Annotated in this window: 12 protein-coding genes; 11 read left to right on the top strand and 1 reads right to left on the bottom strand. The window is 69.0% G+C overall.

Annotated features, from left to right (window positions below):
• Window positions 1-17: 17 nt before the first annotated feature.
• The 11 genes from AB0P21_RS27490 (at window position 18) to AB0P21_RS27440 (ending at window position 14,133) form a co-directional block, all read left to right on the top strand.
• On the top strand, window positions 18-1,292 hold the full coding sequence (locus tag AB0P21_RS27490; protein ID WP_363700093.1) for an extracellular solute-binding protein: 1,275 nt from the start codon (window positions 18-20) through the stop codon (window positions 1,290-1,292).
• Entirely contained in the window at window positions 1,292-2,440 is a 1,149-nt protein-coding gene (locus tag AB0P21_RS27485) for an ADP-ribosylglycohydrolase family protein (RefSeq protein WP_363700092.1), read from the top strand. Before AB0P21_RS27490 ends, AB0P21_RS27485 begins: the two co-directional genes overlap by 1 nt.
• Window positions 2,437-3,747 carry an ADP-ribosylglycohydrolase family protein gene (locus tag AB0P21_RS27480; RefSeq protein ID WP_363700091.1) on the top strand — a complete coding sequence of 437 codons (1,311 nt, stop codon included), beginning with the start codon at window positions 2,437-2,439 and terminating at the stop codon, window positions 3,745-3,747. Before AB0P21_RS27485 ends, AB0P21_RS27480 begins: the two co-directional genes overlap by 4 nt.
• Window positions 3,740-4,624 carry a ribokinase gene (locus AB0P21_RS27475; RefSeq protein WP_363700090.1) on the top strand — a complete coding sequence of 295 codons (885 nt, stop codon included), beginning with the start codon at window positions 3,740-3,742 and terminating at the stop codon, window positions 4,622-4,624. Before AB0P21_RS27480 ends, AB0P21_RS27475 begins: the two co-directional genes overlap by 8 nt.
• Entirely contained in the window at window positions 4,621-6,612 is a 1,992-nt protein-coding gene (locus AB0P21_RS27470; protein WP_363700089.1) for an SUMF1/EgtB/PvdO family nonheme iron enzyme, read from the top strand. Before AB0P21_RS27475 ends, AB0P21_RS27470 begins: the two co-directional genes overlap by 4 nt.
• A gap of 16 nt (window positions 6,613-6,628) precedes the next feature.
• Entirely contained in the window at window positions 6,629-7,816 is a 1,188-nt protein-coding gene (locus AB0P21_RS27465) for a CoA transferase (protein ID WP_363700088.1), read from the top strand.
• On the top strand, window positions 7,817-8,638 hold the full coding sequence (locus AB0P21_RS27460) for a CoA ester lyase (RefSeq protein WP_363700087.1): 822 nt from the start codon (window positions 7,817-7,819) through the stop codon (window positions 8,636-8,638).
• Window positions 8,639-8,675: 37 nt separating this feature from the next.
• The gene (locus AB0P21_RS27455; protein ID WP_363700086.1) at window positions 8,676-10,268 is read left to right on the top strand and encodes an NAD(P)/FAD-dependent oxidoreductase; all 1,593 of its coding nucleotides are present in this window, start codon (window positions 8,676-8,678) and stop codon (window positions 10,266-10,268) included.
• Window positions 10,269-10,281: 13 nt separating this feature from the next.
• A complete protein-coding gene (locus tag AB0P21_RS27450) occupies window positions 10,282-11,523 on the top strand; it encodes a sigma-70 family RNA polymerase sigma factor (protein ID WP_363700085.1) in 1,242 nt (413 codons plus the stop codon).
• Window positions 11,524-11,593: 70 nt separating this feature from the next.
• Complete coding sequence (locus AB0P21_RS27445) at window positions 11,594-12,922, top strand: acyl-CoA dehydrogenase family protein (protein WP_363700084.1); 1,329 nt, start codon at window positions 11,594-11,596, stop codon at window positions 12,920-12,922.
• Complete coding sequence (locus AB0P21_RS27440) at window positions 12,922-14,133, top strand: acyl-CoA dehydrogenase family protein (protein ID WP_363700083.1); 1,212 nt, start codon at window positions 12,922-12,924, stop codon at window positions 14,131-14,133. Before AB0P21_RS27445 ends, AB0P21_RS27440 begins: the two co-directional genes overlap by 1 nt.
• Window positions 14,134-14,178: 45 nt before the next feature.
• Here AB0P21_RS27440 and AB0P21_RS27435 read toward each other — a convergent pair whose 3' ends face one another.
• Window positions 14,179-20,478, bottom strand: coding sequence for an RHS repeat-associated core domain-containing protein (locus AB0P21_RS27435; protein ID WP_363700082.1), 6,300 nt, complete (start codon window positions 20,476-20,478; stop codon window positions 14,179-14,181).
• Between the last annotated feature and the right edge of the window lie 161 nt (window positions 20,479-20,639).

Below are 20,639 nucleotides of genomic sequence, written 5' to 3'. Positions count from 1 at the left end.
ATCCCTGAGGAGATGCAATGAAGAAAGCAGTGATTGCCCTGATGGCGGCAAGCGCTCTGGTGACGCTCGCGGCCTGTGGCGGCAGCGACGACTCCGGGTCGGGTGACCCGAACGAGAAGGTGACGCTGAAGTTCCAGAGCCTCGCCTTCCAGAAGACCACCGTCGCGGCGACCAAGAAGATCGTCGCCGACTGGAACGCGGCGAACCCGAACATCCAGGTCGAGTACGTCCAGGGCAGCTGGGACTCCGTGCACGACCAGCTCGTCACCCAGTTCCAGGGCAGTACGGCGCCGGACGTGATCCAGGACGAGTCGGCCGACATCACCGGCTTCGCCAACCAGGGTTATCTCGCCGACCTCTCGCAGTACCTGAGCCAGGAGACGAAGGACGCCGTCCCGCAGGGTGTCTGGGACACGGTCTCCGGTAACGGCAAGGTGTTCGCCGCGCCGACCTTGCTGCAGTCGTACGTCGTGTTCGGCAACACCGCGTTGCTCAAGCAGGCCGGCATCGCGACCACCGGCGACTCGCTCAGCTGGGACGACCTGCAGGCGAACGCGAAGAAGCTCACCGCCGGCGGCAAGTACGGTCTCGGCTGGGGGCTGAAGAGCCCGACGGCCACCGTGCTGAACCTCGGGATGAACTTCGACGGCGCGTTCTTCGAGGGCACCGGCCGGGACGCCAAGGCGAAGATCGGCGACGCCGAGCTCGAGGTGCCGAAGCGGATCCACGCGATGGCGTACGACGACAAGTCGATCGACCCGACCTCGCTGACCCAGAGCGGTTCCGACGTCCTGCCGGGCTTCTTCGGCGGCAAGTACGCGATGATTGTCGGCGGCAACTATGCCGCGCAGCAGATCGTCGAGCAGGCGCCGAAGGGCTTCGAGTGGCAGGTGCTGCCGCCGCTGAAGGGCAGCTCGGAGAAGCAGGCCGCGAACCCGCAGACCCTGTCGGTGCCGGCTGAGGGCAAGCACATCAAGCAGTCGGCGCAGTTCATCGACTACTTCATGAAGGCCGACAACCTGGCCGCGGTCGGGCAGGGCGACTGGTTGATCCCGACCACCAAGGCGGCCCGGGACGCGCTCGAGAAGGCGACCGGCGGCAAGAACGGCTGGATGCAGACGCTGGCCAGCGGCGAGGAGCTGACCAAGGCGCCGTTCCAGAGCGTGGAGAACTACCCGAAGTGGAAGGACCAGATCGCGACGCCGGCGCTGCAGGAGTACCTGGCGAACAAGATCGATCTGGCCGGACTGGGCAAGAAGCTGAACGACGGATGGGGGCAGGTCAACAGCTGATGCCGGAACAAGCGACAGCTCTTGAGGACAAGTCGGTAGGAGTCCTGGTCGGCTCCGCGGTCGGTGACGCGATCGGCGGAGCGGTCGAGGGCTGGACCCCGGAGGCGATCCGGGAACGGCACGGCGGCTGGGTGACCGGCATCGTCGGCCCGTGGTACGACGACTGGCGCAACGCGCGCCCGATCGCGCCGTACCACAAGGGCGACGGGCACATCACCGACGACACGTTGATGACGCACGCCCTGGTCGAGGTGTACGACGAACGCCGCGCGCACCTGGACGCGTACGCGATCGCCGAGTCGCTGGTGCCGAAGCTGCTGACCGAGAAGCGCTGGATCCCGGAACTGGAGACCGAGGCGTTGCTCCTGCAACGGGTCTTCCTCGCCGAGAAGTGGCTGGTCGCGCGGTTGCACTACGGGCACATCGATCCGCGGGAGGCCGGCGTCGGCAACATCGTGAACTGCGGCGCGGCGATGTACGTGGCGCCGGTCGGGATCGCCAATGCGGGTGATCCTGCCGGGGCCTATGCCGAGGCGATCGACCTGGCCGGCGCGCATCAGTCGAGCTACGGGCGCGAGGCGGCCGGTGTGCTCGCCGCGGCGGTGGCGGCGGCAATGATGCCTGGGGCAACTGCTTCGTCAGCGGTGGCGGCCGCGTTGGCGCTGGCCAAGGACGGCACTCGAGCGGCGGTCGAGGCGGTGGCCGAGGCGGCTGACGGGCTGACCGACTGGGAGTCGGCGATCCCGGTACTGCGGAAGGCGGTCGAGCCGTTCGACACCGTCGGACCGGAGTACCGGAATCAATCGCTCGATGCACGGCGGCCGAGCCGGACCAAGGCGATCGAGGAACTGCCGGTCGCGCTGGGTTTCGTGCTGGTGTCCGGTGGGGATGTTCGAGAGGCCGTGCTGGGCGGCACCAACTACGGGCGGGACGCGGACTCGATCGCGTCGATGGCGGGGGCGATCACTGGGGGGCTGAGCGGCGCGGGTGGTGTGCCGGGGGAGTGGGCGACGGTGATCGCCGAGGCGAGCAGGACGGATCTGGAGCAGCCGGGCCGGGTGATGGCGTCGGTGGCGGCGGACTTGCACGCGGCCGACGCGCGTCGGTTCGCGGGTCGGAGTGAAACGTTGGAGAGACTGAGCCGATGAGAATGACCTGGGTGCAGCCGGAGGATCTCCTCCCGCACCAACTGGTCCAGTCCGCGTCCGAGGGGGTCGAGGTCTCGGACGTCGCTGAGCGCTGGGTGGCGGCCGGTGGTACTACGGACGCGCCGGTGTCCGGGGCGTCGGACAAGCCGGCTGCGCCGGAGCTGAGGGCGCTCGCCAGGGAGCTGCTGGAGGAGCTGGACGGACGCTTTGCTGGATGGACTGCGCCGGAGATTCCGCAACTCCCACCCTTGGGTGACAGTAGAGACAGATCACTGAATGCGTGGCTGGGGCGTGCTGCGGGGAACTTGCTGGGGAAGCCGGTGGAGAAGATTCCGCGGGAGGGGATCCGGGAGATTCTGCAGAGTTCGGGGCAGTGGCCGCTGACGCAGTACGTGACTGCGGTGGGGGTGCCGGACGAGGTGCTCGGGCGGTGGCCGTGGAACAAGCGGTCCAAGCCGACGAGTCTGCGCGAGGTCATCGACGGGATGCCCGAGGACGACGATCTCAACTTCGCGATCCTGGCCCTGCAACTGGTCGAGCGGCACGGAGCTGAACTGACCACCGAGCAAGTGGCGCTGGTGTGGCTCAACGACCTGCCGGCCGGGCGAGTCTTCACGGCTGAGCGGGTGGCCTACCGCAACCTGCTCGACGGGGTGGCCCCGGAGCAGGCTGCGCTGGTGCGGAACCCGTTCCGGGAGTGGATCGGCGCGCAGATCCGGACCGATGTGTACGGCTGGGTCAACCCGGGCGACCGTACTGCGGCCGCCAGGCTCGCGTTGGCCGACGCTCGGCTGAGCCACACCGGCGCCGGTGTCGACGGCGCGATCTGGGTGGCGGCGATGTCGGCCGCGGCGATGGTGCTCGACGGTCCGATCGCGGTCGCGGAGTCAGGGCTGGAGGCGATCGCCGCTGACGGTGAGATCGCTCGCGCGGTGCGTTTCGGACTCGACCTGGCCGGTACGCCGCTGGATGACGCGCTGGACGCCTTGCATGCGCAGTACGGGCACCTGCACTGGGTGCACTCGGTGAACAACACCGCGCTCACCGCCTACGCGTTGACCGCGCCCGACTTCGCGACCGGCATCGGTCGTGCGGTGATGGGCGGCTGGGACACCGATTCGGCGGGCGCCACGGTTGGCGCAGTGCTTGGCGCGGTACTGGGCGTTCCGGCAGAGTGGGCCGGACCGTTGGACGACCGGCTGGCCACCAGCTTGCCGGGGATGAACCAGGTGGCGATCAGCGAGTTGGCGGCCCGGACGGTGGCAGCTTCAAAGGCAGCAGAGAACGTGGAGGTCAGGCGTGGCTGAGGTCGTAGTCGTGGGGAGCGCGAACGTGGACCTGGTGCTGCCGGTCCCGCGGATCCCACGACCCGGCGAGACGCTGCTGGCGAGCGGGCTGACGCGCGGGCCGGGCGGCAAGGGCGCCAACCAGGCGGTCGCGTCCGCCCGGGCCGGCGCCTCGACCGCGTTCGTCGCCTCACTCGGCGCGGACGACGGCGGCACCCTGCTGCGCGACGCCCTCGAAGGCTCCGGAGTAGACCTCTCGCTCGTCTCGACCTCAGCCAACCCGACCGGTACCGCGATCATCACGGTCGCCGCCGACGGGGAGAACTCGATCGTCGTCGCGCCCTCGGCCAACGCCGATCTCAAGCTCTCGGCCGACGCGCTCGCCGCGATCGGGGACGCGAAAATCGTGCTTTCCCAACTGGAGATCCCGTTCGCCACCGTCCAGGCCGCGGCCGAGGCGAGTGCCTACTTCATCCTGAACGCGGCTCCGGCGGCCGAGCTGTCCGACGAGCTGCTCGCACACGTCGATCTGCTGGTGGTGAACGAGACCGAAGCCGAGGCGGTGGCCGGCGCGGAGTTCGCCGCGTTGCTCGACCGGGTGCCGGCCGCCGTGGTCACGCTCGGCGCGGAGGGAGCGGTGATCCTTTCCCGGGAGGCCGCGGAGATTCGGATCCCGGGCGTGTCGGTCGAGGTGGTCGACACCACCGCCGCGGGGGACACCTTCTGCGGTGTCCTCGCCGCGACACTCGCTGCCGAATCAACTACAGCCCGCGACCTGACGAATGCGGTCCGACGCGCTAACGTTGCTGCTTCATTGAGCGTTCAAACCGCGGGGGCGATCCCCTCGGTGCCTCACGGGGAAGTCATCGACGCGCGTCTTGCGGAGGTATACCTGTGAACCCCCTCGAGCCCAGGCCGATCGATCAGCCCGCGAGGGTCGATCTCGGCCTCCGGGCCGATCTGGCCTTCCTCGACGACGCCAAGATCCTCGGCGCCCCCGAAGACCCGGCCGATCTGCCGCGCTGGCGCGGCAAGCTCGCCGAGTGGCTGATGGGCGCCTTCGACCGGACGGCGTACGACGGTGGCTCGCACTACGAGGAGCCGGGTCGCGAGTGGACCCAGACGGCGTACTCGGTGGCGCTGGTCTGGCTGTGGGACGACCAGCTGTACGACGTCGACGCGGGCGTCTTCACGCCGGAGCAGTTCGTCCAGCACGGGATCGACGACTTCGGTGGCTACGACGCGGTGGTGCTGTGGCACGCGTACCCGGTGATCGGGATCGACTCGCGCAACCAGTTCGACTTCTACCGCGACGTGCCGGGGTTGAAGGAACTGGTGGCCCGGCTGCACGAGCTGGGGCTGAAGGTCTTCTTCGACTACAACCCGTGGGACGTCGGCACCCGGCGCGCGGCGCGGCCCGACGGGGACGAATTCGCTGCTCTGGTGGCCGATTTCGGTGCCGACGGCGCCTTTCTCGACACGTTGAAGGAGGCCGACCCGGAGTTCACCCGGCCGTTGAAGCGGGCCAACCCGGCGATCGCCTTCGAGGGCGAGTCACGGTTGCCGTTGGCAAGGATCGGCGATCACGCGTTGTCCTGGGCGCAGTGGTTCGCCGACACCCGGGCGCCCGGCGTACTGCGGGCGCACCTGTTCGAGCGCCGGCACATGATGCACCACACCCGTCGCTGGAACCGCGATCACAGCGACGAGCTGCAGTCCGCCTGGGTGAACGGCGTCGGCATCCTGGTCTGGGAGTCGGTGTTCTCGGCCTGGGTCGGCTGGAACGCCCGTGATCGCGCGACGCTGCGCCGGATGGTCGCGGCCCAGCGAGCGTTCTCGCCGATCCTGATCGGCGGCGACTGGATCCCGCTGACGCCAGAGATCCCGGACAAGGCGCGCGAGCACGGCGTGTTCGGATCGCGCTTCGAGCTGGCCGATGTCACCTTCTGGACCTTGATCAACCGTGACGACGAGGACTTCGAGGGCATCGCGTTGCGCTCCGAGGACCAGGTCGGCGACTGGTACGACGTGACCACGGGCGTGCCGATCACCGCGGACGACGACGGCGTGCACCTGGTGGTGCCCGGTCGTGGGATCGCCGGGATCGTTCGCGTCGGTGCGACCGCTGGGCAGACCTGCCGGGCGACTGCGCGTCGGCTCGGCACGACCTCGCGGCCGCATGTGAAGGACTCCGCGTTCCCTGTCTCGCCTGCTGTCCGGGTGGCGGTGCCTGAGGTCGTGGCCGGCGTCTTCGCCGGTGAGACTGTCGAGGTCCCAGCTGGGGAGCGCTCTCTGACGGTTCGGCACCGGCGGCGCGAGACCGGACTGTACGACCAGGCACCTTACGTGGAGGAGTGGAAGCCGCTGCCTCCTCGTTTGCACGACATCCAGACCATGACGCGCGAGATCGCGCTCTCCGGGATCTCGGTGGCGATCCGCGAGGTGACCAACGCGGAGTACGCCGAGTTCCTGGCCGCGACGGGCTACCAGCCGCTGGTGGCGAACAGGTTCCTCGCGCACTGGGTGGACGGTTCGCCCGTTGCCGGCACAGAGGACCAGCCGGTGACGTACGTCGATCTGCCGGACGCTCGCGCCTACGCGGTGTGGCGTGGGGGTCGGTTGCCGACCGAGGACGAGTGGCAGGTCGCGGCCGGACTGGACCGGTTCACTTACGCCGAGCCGCGGGTCTGGAACCTGACCGAGAGCGAGCACCGCGACGGGCGCAGCCGGTTCTGCATCCTCAAGGGCGGCTCGTACTTCGTTGCTGAGGGCTCCGATTGGTACTCCGACGGCGGCCCGCAGGACCCGGAGGTCAGCTTCAAGCTGGTGCTTACGGGTGGCGGGCTGGACCGCTCGGAGACCATCGGCTTCCGGTGCGCGGGATGACACCTGAGGTGCTGAGATGAGGCAGGCACCGCTCAAGGGCGTGAAGGTGCTGGAGGCGGCCACGCTGTTCGCCGGCCCGTTGGCGGCGACGTTCCTCGGTGACTTCGGCGCGGACGTGACGAAGATCGAGCATCCGTCGCGACCGGACGCGGCCCGCGGGCACGGCACCAGCAAGAACGGGGTCGGGCTCTGGTTCAAGACGCTCGGCCGGAACAAGCGGCTGGCGACGCTCGATCTGTCGCAGGGACGCGACGTGTTTCTCGAGTTGGTGCGCGCCAACGACGTGCTGGTGGAGAACTTCCGCCCGGGCACGCTGGAGCGGTGGGGTCTGGGGCCCGACGTGCTGCTTGAAGCAAACCCTCGGTTGGTGATCGCGCGAGTGACCGCCTTCGGGCAGGTCGGGCCGTGGTCGAGCCGGCCCGGATTCGGGTCGTTGGCCGAGGCAATGAGTGGGTTCGCCGCGGTGACGGGGGAGCCCGACGGGCCGCCGACGCTGCCACCGTTCGGGCTGGCCGACGGGATCACCGCGCTCGCGACCGCGTACGCCGTACTGGTGGCGCTGCGGGAGCGCGACCGGTCGGGGGCGGGGCAGGTGATCGACATGGCGATCATCGAGCCGATCCTGATGATGCTCGGCGGTGGGATCACGGCGTACCAGCAGACCGGGTACGTGCAGCCGCGACTCGGCAACCGCTCGTCGAACAACGCTCCCCGCAACGTCTACCGGACCGCGGACGGTCGCTGGGTGGCGGTCTCGACGAGTTCGCAGAGCATCGCCGAGCGAGTCGTGACGCTGGTCGGGCGGCCGGACCTGGTCGCGCAGCCGTGGTTCGCGACCGGACGTGAGCGCGCCGAGCACGCGGACGAGCTGGACGATGCCGTCGGCAACTGGATCGGAGAGCGCTCCCTGGACGACGTGATGGCCGCCTTCGAGAAGGCCGAGGCCGCGGTCGGTCCGGTGCACGACATCCGCGGGATCGTGACGGACCCGCAGTACGCGGCGCTGAACACGATCGTCGAGGTGGACGACGACGAGCTCGGCGGCCCGGTGCAGATGCAGAACGTGCTCTTCCGGCTCTCCGAGTCGCCGGGGTCGATCCGCTGGGCCGGCCGCCGGCACGGCGCCGACACCGACGCGGTGCTGGCCGAGATCGGTGTCACCCCCGAACAATTGGCCGCGCTGCGTGAGGCAGGAGTCGTCTAGGTGTTGACCGCCCTCTATGTGCCGGCCAATCGGCCGGATCGGTTCGCGAAAGCTGTTGCCGCAGGCCCCGATCTCGTGGTGTTCGACCTGGAGGACGCCGTGCCGGTCGATGACAAGGCCGATGCGCGCGGCTGGGCGATCGCCTGGATCGCCGCGTTCACCGGGCGGACGCCGGTCGAGGTCCGGGTGAACGCGCCGGGAACGCCGTGGATCGAGGATGATCTGGCGGCGCTGGCCGCGGTACCGGCGGCGCGGGTGCGGGTGCCGAAGGTGGAGAGTGCGGACGACGTGCTGCGAGTGCTCGATCAGGTGCCGTCGGCAAGGATCACGGCGTTGATCGAGTCGCCGCTCGGGTTGGAGCGGGCGTTCGAGATCGCGACGGCTGATCCGCGGGTGGTTGCTGTCGCGCTGGGTGAGGCCGATCTGGCCAGCTCGTTGGGAGTCGACGGGCCGGAGGGGCTCGCTTGGGCTCGCGGGCGGTTGGTGTCGGCTTCGCGGGCGGCTGGGCTCGGCGCGCCGATGATGTCGGTTTATCCGCATGTGGACGATGAGGAGGGCCTGCGGCGGACCTCGCTGGAGGGCCGGGCGCTGGGGTTCGTCGGGCGGACCGCGATCCATCCGCGGCAGCTGGCGACGATTGTGCAGTGCTTCACGCCGTCGGCGACTCAGGTGGCGGAGGCCGCCGAGCTGCTGGCGGCGGTCGAGAAGGCGGGGCTCGCCGAGGGCGGCGTGATCGTGCTGCCCGACGGCCGGATGGTCGACCCGGCGATGCTCGGGCGGGCCCGCGAGATCCTGGAGTTGATGGGCCAGATCGACGTCTGACGTCGGTCCGGAGCGGACACGGGTTATGGTCGGGATCATGCTGCCGCGCGTGGTCGATGCTGTGGTGATCGGTTCCGGGCCGAACGGGCTGGTGAGCGCGATCGCCCTGGCCGACGCGGGCTGGGACGTGCTTGTGCTCGAAGCCGCCGACGAGCCAGGCGGCGCGGTGCGCTCGACCAGCACCGACGGCTGGGTCAGCGACCGGTTCAGCTCCAGCTACCCGCTCGGCGTCGCCTCTCCGGTACTGCGTGCCCTCGAGTTGGAGCAGTACGGTCTCCGCTGGGCCCACGCGCCACTCGCGCTCGCGCACCTGCTCGATCCCGACGACGAGAACGGCGTCGCGATCCACCCCGATCCGGCCGACACCGCCGCCTCGATCGGCCGCGATCACCCGAAGGACGGCGACACCTGGCTGCGGCTCTACCAGGACTACGTCAAGATCCGCGGCCCGTTCCTGCAGGCGCTGCTCACCTCCTGGCCGCCGGTGGCCCCCGGCCTCCGCCTGGCCCGCAAACTCGGCTCGGCCGGGGAGCTGGCGAGATTTGCCCGCTTCATGGCGATGCCGATGCACCGGATGGGCCAAGAACTTTTCGAAGGACCACGAGGTCGCGCTCTCCTGGCCGGCAACGCCTTCCACGCCGACGCCCCGCTGAGCGGCAGTGTGAGCGGCACGATGGGCTGGCTGCTCGCGATGCTCGCCCAGGATGTCGGCTTCCCGGTCGCCGAAGGCGGGTCGAGTGCTCTCTCGACCGCCCTGGTACGCCGGGCCGAGCGTGCCGGCGCCGTTCTGGTCACCGGCACCCCGATCACCTCGATCGAAGTCTCCGCCGGCAAGGTCACCGCCGTGCGGACCGCCGGCGGCGAGACCGTCGGGGTACGCCGGGCCGTGATCGCAGACGTCTCCGCGCAGACCCTGTACGGCAAACTGTTGCCGTCAGCAAGTGTCCCAGCCGGACTGCGCCGCGACCTGGAGAAGTTCGAGTGGGACTACCCGACCGTGAAGCTGAACTATCAACTGAGCGGCCCGATCCCGTGGCGAGGCGTGGAGGCACGCGAGGCCGGAGTCATCCACCTCGGCGGTACCGCGGACGACCTGGTCCACGTCGGCGCCGACCTCGACACCGGCCGCTTGCCCACGGCACCTTTCGTGCTGATCGGCCAGACCACCAAGGCCGACCGCTCACGCTCCCCGGAAGGCACCGAGGCGGTCTGGGCGTACTCGCACCTCCCGCGCGGCGTCACCGACGACGCCGAGGCCGAGAAGCTCGCAGGCCGGATGGATCGCGCGATCGAGCGCCACGCGCCAGGCTTCCTGGACCTGATCACCGGTCGCGACCTGCAACGCCCGAGCGACTTCGTCCAAGCCAACGCGTCACTCGGCCTCGGCGCGCTCGGCGGCGGTACTTCGCAGCTCCACCAGCAACTGATCTTCCGGCCCACCGTCGGCCTCGGCAGCCCGCGCACGGTGGTTTCCGGTCTCTACCTGGGAAGCTCCGCGATCCACCCCGGCCCCGGCGTGCACGGCGGCTGCGGTCACCTGGCCGCGCGCGCAGCCCTCCGCGACGCCTCGCTGCTCGGACCGCTCACCCGCATCCCGACCACCGCTGCGCTCCGCCACCTGCAACGCTGAAAGGACATTGATCGTGAGTGAGATCGAGGGGTTGCTACGAGAGTTGGCGCCTCAGGTCTTGGGGTTCCTGGCTCGTCGGCACGGCCAGTTCGACCTGTGCGAGGACGCAGTACAGGAGGCGTTGCTGGCGGCGGCGACGCAGTGGCCGGACGACGGCGTGCCGGGGAATCCGCGGGGGTGGTTGATCACCGTTGCCACTCGCAAGCTGACCGACCAGTTCCGCAGTGAGAGTGCTCGGCGGCGCCGGGAGGACTCGGTGGCGGCGATGGCCGGACCGGAGGAGATGGTTGCTCCGGGCGCTGACCAGGATCAGCCGCCGGAGTCCGACGACACGTTGACGTTGCTGTTCCTGTGCTGCCATCCGGCGGTGACGCCGGCCTCGCAGGTCGCGCTGACGCTGCGGGCGGTCGGCGGGCTGACGACGGCCGAGATCGCCAAGGCGTTCATGGTGCCGGAGGCAACGATGGCGCCGCGGATCAGCCGGGCGAAGAAGAGCATCAAGGGCGCCGGCAGCCGGTTCGTGCTGCCGCCCGAGGAGGAGCGCGCGGATCGGCTGCGCGTCGTCCTCCAGGTGCTCTACCTGATCTTCAACGAGGGCTACACGGCCAGCTCCGGGCCCGAGCTGCAGCGCGTCGAGCTGACCGCGGAGGCGATCCGGCTGACCAGGCTGCTCTATCAGTTGCTGCCCGACGAGGGCGAGGTCGCGGGGCTGCTCGCGCTGATGCTGCTCACCGACGCGCGACGGGCGGCGCGGACCACGCCGGACGGCAGTCTGATCCCGATCGACGAGCAAGATCGCGCTCTCTGGCTGCGTGAGCCGATCGAGGAGGGCGCCGCCCTGGTACTGCGAACCCTCGCGCACGGTGCCGTCGGCAGTTACCAGTTGCAGGCGGCCATCGCCGCGATCCACTCGGAGGCGCCGAGTGCGGACGAGACCGACTGGCAGCAGATTCTCGCGCTCTACCTGTTGCTGGAGAAGGTCGCGCCGAACCCGATGGTGACGCTCAACCGCGCGATCGCGCTGGCTCAGGTCGAGGGTCCGGAGGCGGGGCTGGAGCTGCTCAGCACGCTCGACGACGACCATCGACTGGCGGACAACCACCGGCTGGACGCAGTACGAGCGCATCTGCTGGAGCGGCTGGGCAGGCTTGCCGAGGCGCGAAAGCGCTATCTGGCCGCTGCCCGGCGTACGACCTCTTTACCTGAGCAGCGGTACCTGACGGCGAAAGCCGCTCAGATCGCCCAGTCCTCCTGAACCCCGGTCACAGAGGGTGCCGACGGTGGATTGCGTGACTTAGGTTGTAACTTCGGTTTACAGTTGCCGCATGGTGATCCAGCAACAGAGTGCGAAACCCGGGCGCCGGCGGGATCCGATCGGGGTCGGGGTCGCGCTGCTGAACCGGTTGGCGAAGTTCCGGGCCATCGATCGGCTGGGGTTGCGCAAGCAGACCGAGCGGGTGGTCTTCGAGGCCACTAAGACCGGATTCCGGACGGCCGGCGCGCTGACCAGGAGCTTCACGGCCGCCGCCAAGCTGGCCACGCCGTCGCGCTTGCCCGCAGCCAAGGGGAGTGGCCGGTTCGACCTGACTCCGACCGACGACCAGCAGATGGTCGTCGGCGTCGTCACGGAGTACGCCGCTGAGGTGCTGCGGCCCGCTGCGGCCGAGGCGGATGACGCCGGTACGACGGACGCCAAGGTGCTCGCGCAGTCGGCTGAGCTCGGGCTGAGCCTGATCGAGGTACCGGAGGAGCTTGGCGGGATCGTCAGTGAGCGGTCGGCGATGACCGGAGTGCTGGTCGCCGAGGCGATGGCGCATGGCGACATGGGTCAGGCGGTCGCGTGTCTGGCGCCGGCCGCGGTCAGTACGGCGATCTCGCTGTGGGGCGACGAGACGCAACAAGCGACGTACCTGCCGGCCTTCACCGGCGACTCGGTGCCGGCCGCCGCGCTGGCGATCGTCGAGCCGCGGCCGCTGTTCGATCCGTTCACCCTGAAGACCAGGGCGACGAGACAACGAACCGGTCATCTGCTCAACGGGGTGAAGTCGCTGGTCCCGCGCGGTGCCGAGGCCGAGGTGTTCGTGATCGCGGCGCAGCTCGAGGACCAGGGGCCGGCGTTGTTCCTGGTCGAGTCGGGGCATCCCGGCGTGACGATCGAGGCCGAGCCGTCGATGGGGCTGCGGGCCGCGTCGCTGAGCCGGGTGTTGCTGGCCGACGTACCGGCTGTGCAGTTGGGGACGCTCGAGGACTATGCCGAATGTGTCCGGCTGTCGCGGCTGGGGTGGTGCGCGCTGTCGCTCGGTACTGCGAAGGCGGTGCTCGACTACGTCACGCCGTACGTGAACGAGCGGACGGCGTTCGGCGAGCCGATCAGCCATCGCCAGTCGGTCGCCTTCATGGTCGCCAACATCGCGATCGAGCTGGAAGGGATGCGGCTCGTCACCTATCGGGCCGGATCGCGTGCTGAGCAAGGGCTTTCGTTCGCTCGCGAGGTCGCGCTGGCGCGGCGGCTGTGCACCGAGAAGGGGATGCAGATCGGCACGGACGGCGTACAACTGCTCGGCGGGCACGGGTTCGTCAAGGAGCATCCGGTGGAGCGGTGGTACCGCGACCTGCGGGCCGTCGGCGTGATGGAAGGCGCGGTGCTGGTCTGATGATCAACCTCGAGACTCCGCGGAAGTTCCGCGCTTTCGTTCACCAGGCGCATCAGGTCGCGGCCGAGATGCTGCGGCCCAACTCGCGCTCCTACGATCTGGCTGAGCATGCCTATCCCAAGGAGCTGGACATGCTCGCGGCGATGGTCGACGGGCTCGGTGCGTCAGGCACCGGATCGGGTGCGGGAGCGGGCGGCGTACGGCGTACTGAGGGTGATGACGACGGCAAGGTGAAGAACGGGTCCAACCTGTCGTCGGTGCTGTCGATCATGGAGATGTGCTGGGGCGACGTCGGGCTGCTGCTGTCGATGCCGCGCCAGGGCCTGGGCAACTCGGCGATCGCGTCGGTCGCTTCCGACGAGCAACTCGAACGCTTCGAGGGCGTCTGGGCCGGGATGGCGATCACCGAGCCCGGCTGCGGGTCGGACTCGGCGAACATCCAGACCACCGCCCGGCTGGACGGCGACGCCTATGTCATCAACGGCGAGAAGATCTTCGTCACTGCCGGCGGCCGCTGCGACGCGGTGGTCGTCTGGGCGACGCTGGACAAGTCGCTCGGCCGCGCCGCGATCAAGTCGTTCGTCGTCTTCAAGGACACCCCCGGCATGACCGTCGAGCGCTTGGAGCACAAGCTCGGCATCCGTTCCTCCGACACCGCCACGATCCGCTTCGAGAACTGCCGGGTGCCCGCCGAGAACCTGCTGGGCAATCCGGAGGTCGATGCGGACAAGGGTTTCGCAGGCGTCATGCAGACCTTCGACAACACCCGCCCCCTGGTCGCCGCGATGGCAGTCGGCTGCGCCCGCGCCGCCCTCGAGGTGACCCGCGACCTGCTGTCGGAGGCCGGCGTCGAGGTCGACTACGACCGCCCCGTCCACCTCCAGACCGCGGCGGCAGCGTCGTACCTGCAGATGGAAGCCGACTGGGAAGCCGCCTACCTCCTCACCCTGCAGGCAGCCTGGATGGCCGACAACGGCCGCCCCAACTCCCTCCAGGCCTCGATGGCCAAGGCCAAAGCAGGGCGAGTAGGCAACGACATCACTCTGCGGTGCGTAGAACTCGCCGGCAGCGTCGGCTACTCCGAACACGAACTCCTGGAGAAGTGGGCGCGAGACTCGAAGATCCTCGATATCTTCGAGGGCACCCAGCAGATCCAGCAGCTGATCATCGCGAGAAGACTGCTCGGCAAGAGTTCTGCCGAGCTGAAATAGCCCCAGATCTGTGCTCCTTGACCAGCGCAACCGAAGACAACGGCCTTACTTGGCAGGTGGTTTGAGGACCTGTTTGATCAGCTGGAGCAGCAGTGAGGCTCCGAGAGCGAAGCGTCCACCGCGGGATCTCGGTACGCCGACCTCGTTCGGATTCGCCGGATTGCCGAACTTCTTCGTGCCGTCCGGGTAGTACTCGGGCGACTCGAGCTGTGGGCCCTTGTAGGCGTCCATGCTCCAGGGGTCGAACGGCTGCGCGAGCTCCATCGCCGCGTCGAGCCGGTCCCGCAGCTGTCCGACCTGGTACTTCGGGCCGCTCTCGATCGAGCGGAAGGCGAATTTCGGGTTCTGGTGGAACAGTCGTTCGCCGGCTCGCTTCTGCTCCGCGGTGGCCCAGCGATGCCGGCCGGCCCCGGACGACTTCGGGCTGTTGGTCTCCAGCTTGACCCGGGACTTGTGCGGTTTGGGGGTGTTGCGGATCTGTGCCCTGGCACGGTGTTTGCCGACACTGGCGGGTTTGCGAGCTCGGGGCCCGGCTCCTCGATGGGGAGCGGGTTTGGCCTTGACCGGCACCCGCCGTACGGTCCGGACGACTTGTGGGACGAACCGCCGGACCGTCTCCACCGTTCGCTTGATGACGGTGATCGCCCGGGTGATCCAGGTGGTGACCGAGCGGAAGACCGTGGAGACGGCCTGGGTCAGCCATCCCCAGAAGCTCCGCAGGTTGCGGATGACCGTGGTGGCCACCGTCCGGACGACAGGAGTGGTGACCCTGACCACCGTGGGGATCGCCCGGGCGATCCGGACCACGACCGGAACCAGCCGGATCGCGAGAATGATGATCGGGATGAAGGCGATCTGGCCGTCGGGATCGGTGTAGGTGACCGGGCTGTTGTTGGCGTAGGCGTACCCGTTGAGTTGCTGACCGTCCTCGTAGTCGGCGACGGGATCCACCGAGATGAAGCGACCGGTGGAGGGGTCGTACTCGCGGGCTTGGAGATGCACCAGATCCGTCGAGGTGTCGGTGACTCCACCGACGAACCCACGTTCCCCGGGCCAGTTGGTCGGAGCGGCGCCGCGCAGTTCTCCGTACGGCGTGCTGCGACGGCGCTGGAAGGTCTGGGTGTCGGCGTCGATCGCCAGGTTGGGAGTGCCGTTGTGGTCGGCGCCGAGCCAGGTCAGCTTGCCGTTGGTGCGGACGGCGATCGTCTGGTTGGCGTGCCCGTAGTACCGCGTGCCGACCAGCTTGCCGTCGGGTTGCAGCAGCAGCTCGTTGTCGCCGAAGTACAGCGCGGTGCCGGTCGCGTCGCGGCGCAGGATGCGGGTGCCGTCCGCGTCGTACAGGAACGACGTGGTGGTCGATCCCCGGGTCACCTTCTGCAGCTCGCCCTCGGCGTCCCAGGTGAAGGTCTCGCCGACGCCGGCCTTGGCGCGGGCGGTTTGGTTGCCCGCGGCGTCATAGCCGTAGGTGTCGGTCTTCGTCCCGGTCGGTCCGGTGGTGGTGACCTTCTGCAGCGCGTGCGGCCGGGGTTGCCCCGTCGCGGGGTACTCGTACGTGCTGGTCGTCGTCGACGCGGCCGTGCGGCGGACCTCCGAGGTCCGGTTGCCCGACTTGTCGATCGTCCAGGAGTGCCAGTACGGCGCGGGGCCGCCCAGCGCCCCGGCACTCGGAGCCGCACCGCAGTCGCCGTCGGCCGGGGTCCACGCTCCGGTCAGCCGGCGAAGATGATCGTGGCTGAAGCACTGGGTGTCGGTGGGCTCGCCGCTCTGCGACGACGGCGTGTCCGTGATCTGCCGCACGTTGCCCGCCGGGTCGTAGGCGTAGGTGACACTCGAGATCCGCCGCGGCGCGGTCTCGCGATCGGTGACGACCCGGGACAGCCGGCGAGTACCGACCTCGTACTCGTACTTCTGCTGGATCCACTTACCGGCACCCTGGGCCATCGTGAGGGTCTCGAGTTCGCCGTACGGGGTGTAGGCCGTGTTCGTGACGTACGGCGTCAGCCCGGTCAGTGTGGTCGGCAGGTCCTTCGCGTTGTATCCGAACCGCAGGGTCTCGGCCGGGAGGCCACCCATCGCCGGTTGCTCGCTGGTGGCGACCTCGCCATCGGCGTTGTAGGTGTTCTTGAGTGAATAGGTCCCGGCCAGCGCCCCCTCGGAGGCAGGCAGGGTCAGCTGCATCCCGGTCGGCCGCCCGCCCGCGTCGTAGCCGGAGATCGAAGTGATGTAGGCGTTCCCGTCCACATAACGGGTGGACGAAGTGGCCAGTCCCTTGCCCATCGTGTCGTAGGTCCACGCGGCGCGTTTGGTTCCGGACAGCGATCCTTCGTGGATCGCCGTCTTGCGGCCGGCCTCGTCGTACGCGTAAGCCAGCGTCTGGCCCCGGCCGTCGGTCATTGTCAGCAACCGGTCGGCGGAGTCGTAGGTGTAGGTCGTGGTGCCCTTGTCGGGGTCGATCTCACGGATCTTCCGGCCGGCCAGGTCGTAGTCGAAGCGCCAGACGTTGCCGCCCGGATCGGTGACCGAGGCCAGTTGGCCCGCCTTGTGATAGGCGTACTTCGTGGAGTCGTAGCTGCCGGTGGGGGTGCCGGCGACGAACTGACGCTGCTCGACCAGGCGTCCCTGCACGTCGGAGTACTTGGCGATCGGCTGTTCACCAGCCGGCGGTACGACGGTGTGCCGGGCCGCGGTGGTGTCGTAGCTGGTCCGCCACTTCTCGGTGCCCTCGGAGACGAACCGCTCGGTGACCGGACGGTCCGCGGCGTCGTAGTCGAGCAGCTTCTGGGTCGGCAGCTCTGCCTCCACCGGCAACAGCACGTCGTCGCCGGGCGGCGCGTCGTTGTAGTACTGGCCGTTCTCCTTCACCACGTTGCCGCGGGAGTCGTAGACGTAGTCGGTGACGATCCGCCCGCCGCCGGCCGCGGCTTCCTGCTTCTGCCGCGATCGCGAGAGACCGTCGAACAGCTCCTTCTCCACGTCGATCGAGCCGTCGGTCTGCAGTGTCCTGGTGGTGATGACGCCGGCTCCGTCGCCGTTCAGCACGTAGTCGTAGTCCATGTCCGGTGTCTGGGTGCGGTCTCGGCCCTGCAACCAGACCTTGTCGGTGCGGCCCAGCGGGTCGTAGGCGATCTGGCTGGTCCGTCCGTCCGCAGTCCGGACCGCGGTCTCCTCACCCCAGGCGGGGTCGAGGTCGGTCGTGGTGGTGTGCCCGTTCGCGTCGGTGTCGACCGTCTGGGTGACCGGGCCGCCGTCGGCCGGCGTGAACGACTTGCTGGTCGACCGGTTCATCGCGTCGGTCAGCTTGGTCTGACGGCCCAGGGCGTCGTACTCGGCGGTGTAGACCGTCTGGTACTGCGGTACGCCGTTGGCGTCGAACCCGGTCAGCCGCTCACCCCTGGTCGGGTTCCCCTTCGTCGGCGGGGCGGTGTGGCTGGTCGCGTTGTCGTAGTAGATCCGTTCGTCGCTGATCACATCGCCGGTCGTCCAATTCTGGGCGCACGGGACCGAGACGACCTGCTGCCGGCTTCGCAGCTCCTGGAGTCCGGTCGCGGGGTTCTGTGCGTACTCGTACCGCGTACAGGTGTCATCGGTGGTCGTCGACAGGTCGTTGGCGTCCTGGCTCGCCGTCAGCCGGCCGGTGCTGTCATAGCTGTTGGCCGAGGAACTCTTCCGCAGGCCGCCGTCGACCGCCTCGTCCTGACGGGTGGCGGACTCCTCCACCTTGAACGCCTGCGTCGTACCCCAGGTCCGGACCCTGGTCGAGGTCGGCGCGGAGATCCACTGATCGGTGACACTGCGCGAAACCATGACGGAGCCGTCGTAGGTGAGCTGCTCACGCAGTACGCCGGACAGCGCGTTCACGTCCTCGACCACCGCACCGGTGGAGTCGGTCAGCCGGACGTCCTTCTGGCCACCGCCGGCGAGCTTGTCGCCGTCCATCCCACGGTGATAGCGATGCTCGACCACCGACTGCCGCCCGGCCGAGCTGCCCTTGGTGACCCGGACCCGCTCGTAGCCGCGCCACTGCGACCAGGTCTTGCGGCCGATCTCGACCAGGCCGTCCTCCTCGTCGTGGCGCCAGGCCGGGGGAGTGAGGTACTCCACCCGGGTGACCACCGGCTCCAGCCCGGAGACCCGGTCGGACTCGGTGACCTCGGTGACGACGTACTTGTTGAACCAGTCCTGCCGCTCGGCCTGGCCTTCCGGGGTCCATCTGGTCGGATGGCAGCGCTTGCCGTTGGTGTCCGGAGCCGGAACATTGCCGGGCAGGCTGCAGTCCTGCGGGGAGTAGCTCACCGCGAGCTCACCACCGGTGCCGTAGTGGATCGCTTTGACCCGCCACCAGTTCATCACCGGGATGCCGTCGGTGCCGGCGACGCGGTTCGGCAGTTGCAGGCCGGTGAAGTTCACCTCAGGCGTGCTGATCGCGCCGCCGACGTGGCCGGCATTGCTGATCGCTGCCAGCCACAGACCAGGACGAGTGCCGTCACCCGGGTCCGGGAAGCTGTGCCGCAGTGTCCAGCTATCCACCGGGGCGAAGCCCGTGCCCCGCCAGACCTCGGTGGTGACCTTGGCCAGCCGCTTCTGGGTCCAGAAGGTCGGGTTGAACTTGTTCGGACAACTCGTGGTGCTGGAACACACCTGGTCCAGCGGAGTGTCCGGGTACGTCGCCGGCTGGCTCGGCGTACAGGCGCTGCCGGGAATGCATCGCTCGGCGGTACTGAACACGACCCGGGCGACCGCGGGGGTGGTCAGGGCCTGGCCGTCGCGCTGGCCGTACTCGATCCGGTTCAGGTTGCCGGCCCGTACATAGCTGGAGACCGCGGTGGCGGTGACGTTGCGGCCGTAGTTGTTGATTTCGGTGTCGTAGAAGAAGCTCATGGTGTTGCCCTGCCGGTCGACCACGTAGTCGAGGTTCCACCGGTAGGCCTGCTGGCAGTGCGAGGTGGCAAAGGTCCCGGTGGAGCAGGGCTCGCCCTGGTGGTTGCCGAAGACGGGGACGGTCCAGGTGGACTTCGTCTCCGGTTTGCCGGAGGTCCAGCCGGCGAGCCGATTCAGACCGAAGTACGACTTGGTGCCGTCGGCACTGGTGATCACCCAGTACTCGCCGTCGTTGTCCCCGTTGACGGCACCGGTGATCCGCTCGACCCTGGTGCCGTCGTCGACCCGGGGCCGCCAGACGCCGGTCTGGTCGTCGCGGATCAGTTCGCCGCTCTTGCCACCGAGGGCGAAGGTGGCGTTGTCAGTGGCCCAGCACAGGTCGCCGGTCGGCTTGGTCCCGTTGCTCCCGGACTGCTCGGACTTCGACCCGCAGGACGCGTAACGACGTTCGATCGCGCCACCAGGGTTGAGATCGAACCCTTCTCCGGCCCAGGACGGCTGGTTGTTGGTGGAGGTCGTCCGGCCGTCGACGGAGCCCGACGAGTACTCCAGCGATACCTCGGCCGCAGGGCCTCCGGTACTCGGTGGCAACTCCATCGGGTAGCTCCAGCTGAAGTCACCCGACGGCCCGCCGACCTGCCAGCTGCCGGACGGGGACAATGCCGAGGCCTTGAAGTCTCCGGCGCCGCCCGCGGCCGCTGCCTGCACAGCGTAGAGGCCACCGTCTGCCTGCTTGCCTGTGGCAACTGCATCGGCGGTCAACAGTCCGGATCCGTCGTTCCGAGTAGGCAGCGGCACCGCGGCGCAGCCGGCCGCGGCGGGAGTGCTGAGCGCGCACTCGGGCAGTCTGACGAGGCGCAGCCGGCTGCTCCAGTCACCGCCGTACGCATTCGCGAAGGCCTGGTAGTCGAACTCGATCGCCACCGGCCCGGCCACCGCGACTCCGTCGGTGCGGGTCAGGCGGAAGGGCACGGTGGCAGCTTGACGATCCAGAATCTGGACCGATACCCGACCGGGAGTGGCAGCCGCGACCTGACGATCCCTCACCGAGGCCGAACGGTTGGCAGCTCTGGTCGGGCCGACCCGGATCGGCGTACCGGCTGCCGGTGCCATCACGCCGCGCGGTGTGCCCGGTTGCCCGGCCAGGACTGCGCCCCACTCGACGGAGGTGACGGCCGGCGCGGGCACGACGACCTCCGCCGTTCGGGCCCGCGGCCAGGCGACCGGTGGTGTCGCGGTCCGGGCCTGCTTCTCCGCCGGGTCGGCACGGCGAGGTTCGACCGCGGCCGAGGTGCCCCGCACGGACTTCTCCGTGCGTGGCGTGAACGCGGGGTCGTCCGGCGTGCGACCGGCGGAAGCTGCCTCGGCCGCCGGTCCGTGCAGACAGACGAGTACCGCCAGAGCTGTCACTGCGGCGGTACCGGACAGAAGGATTCGGCGAAGGTGCCGGCGGGTCGGACGGGACATGGGCGGGTCCTCCTGCGCGCAGTGGCGTTGGTGGTCGAAGTGTCACGAGGTCCGGCGGGACGGACAATCTATTGGTCCCAGCACGAATACCTGTCCGATCCACCCACGACATGCCATGGTTCTGGCCAACCACGACCCAGGGTGAGGGCGACGCCGGTGAC

This window comes from Kribbella sp. NPDC056861 (assembly GCF_040687575.1).
GTDB lineage: Bacteria > Actinomycetota > Actinomycetes > Propionibacteriales > Kribbellaceae > Kribbella.
Note: the sequence above shows the minus strand (reverse complement) of the source record. Positions and strands in the feature narration are given on the sequence as shown.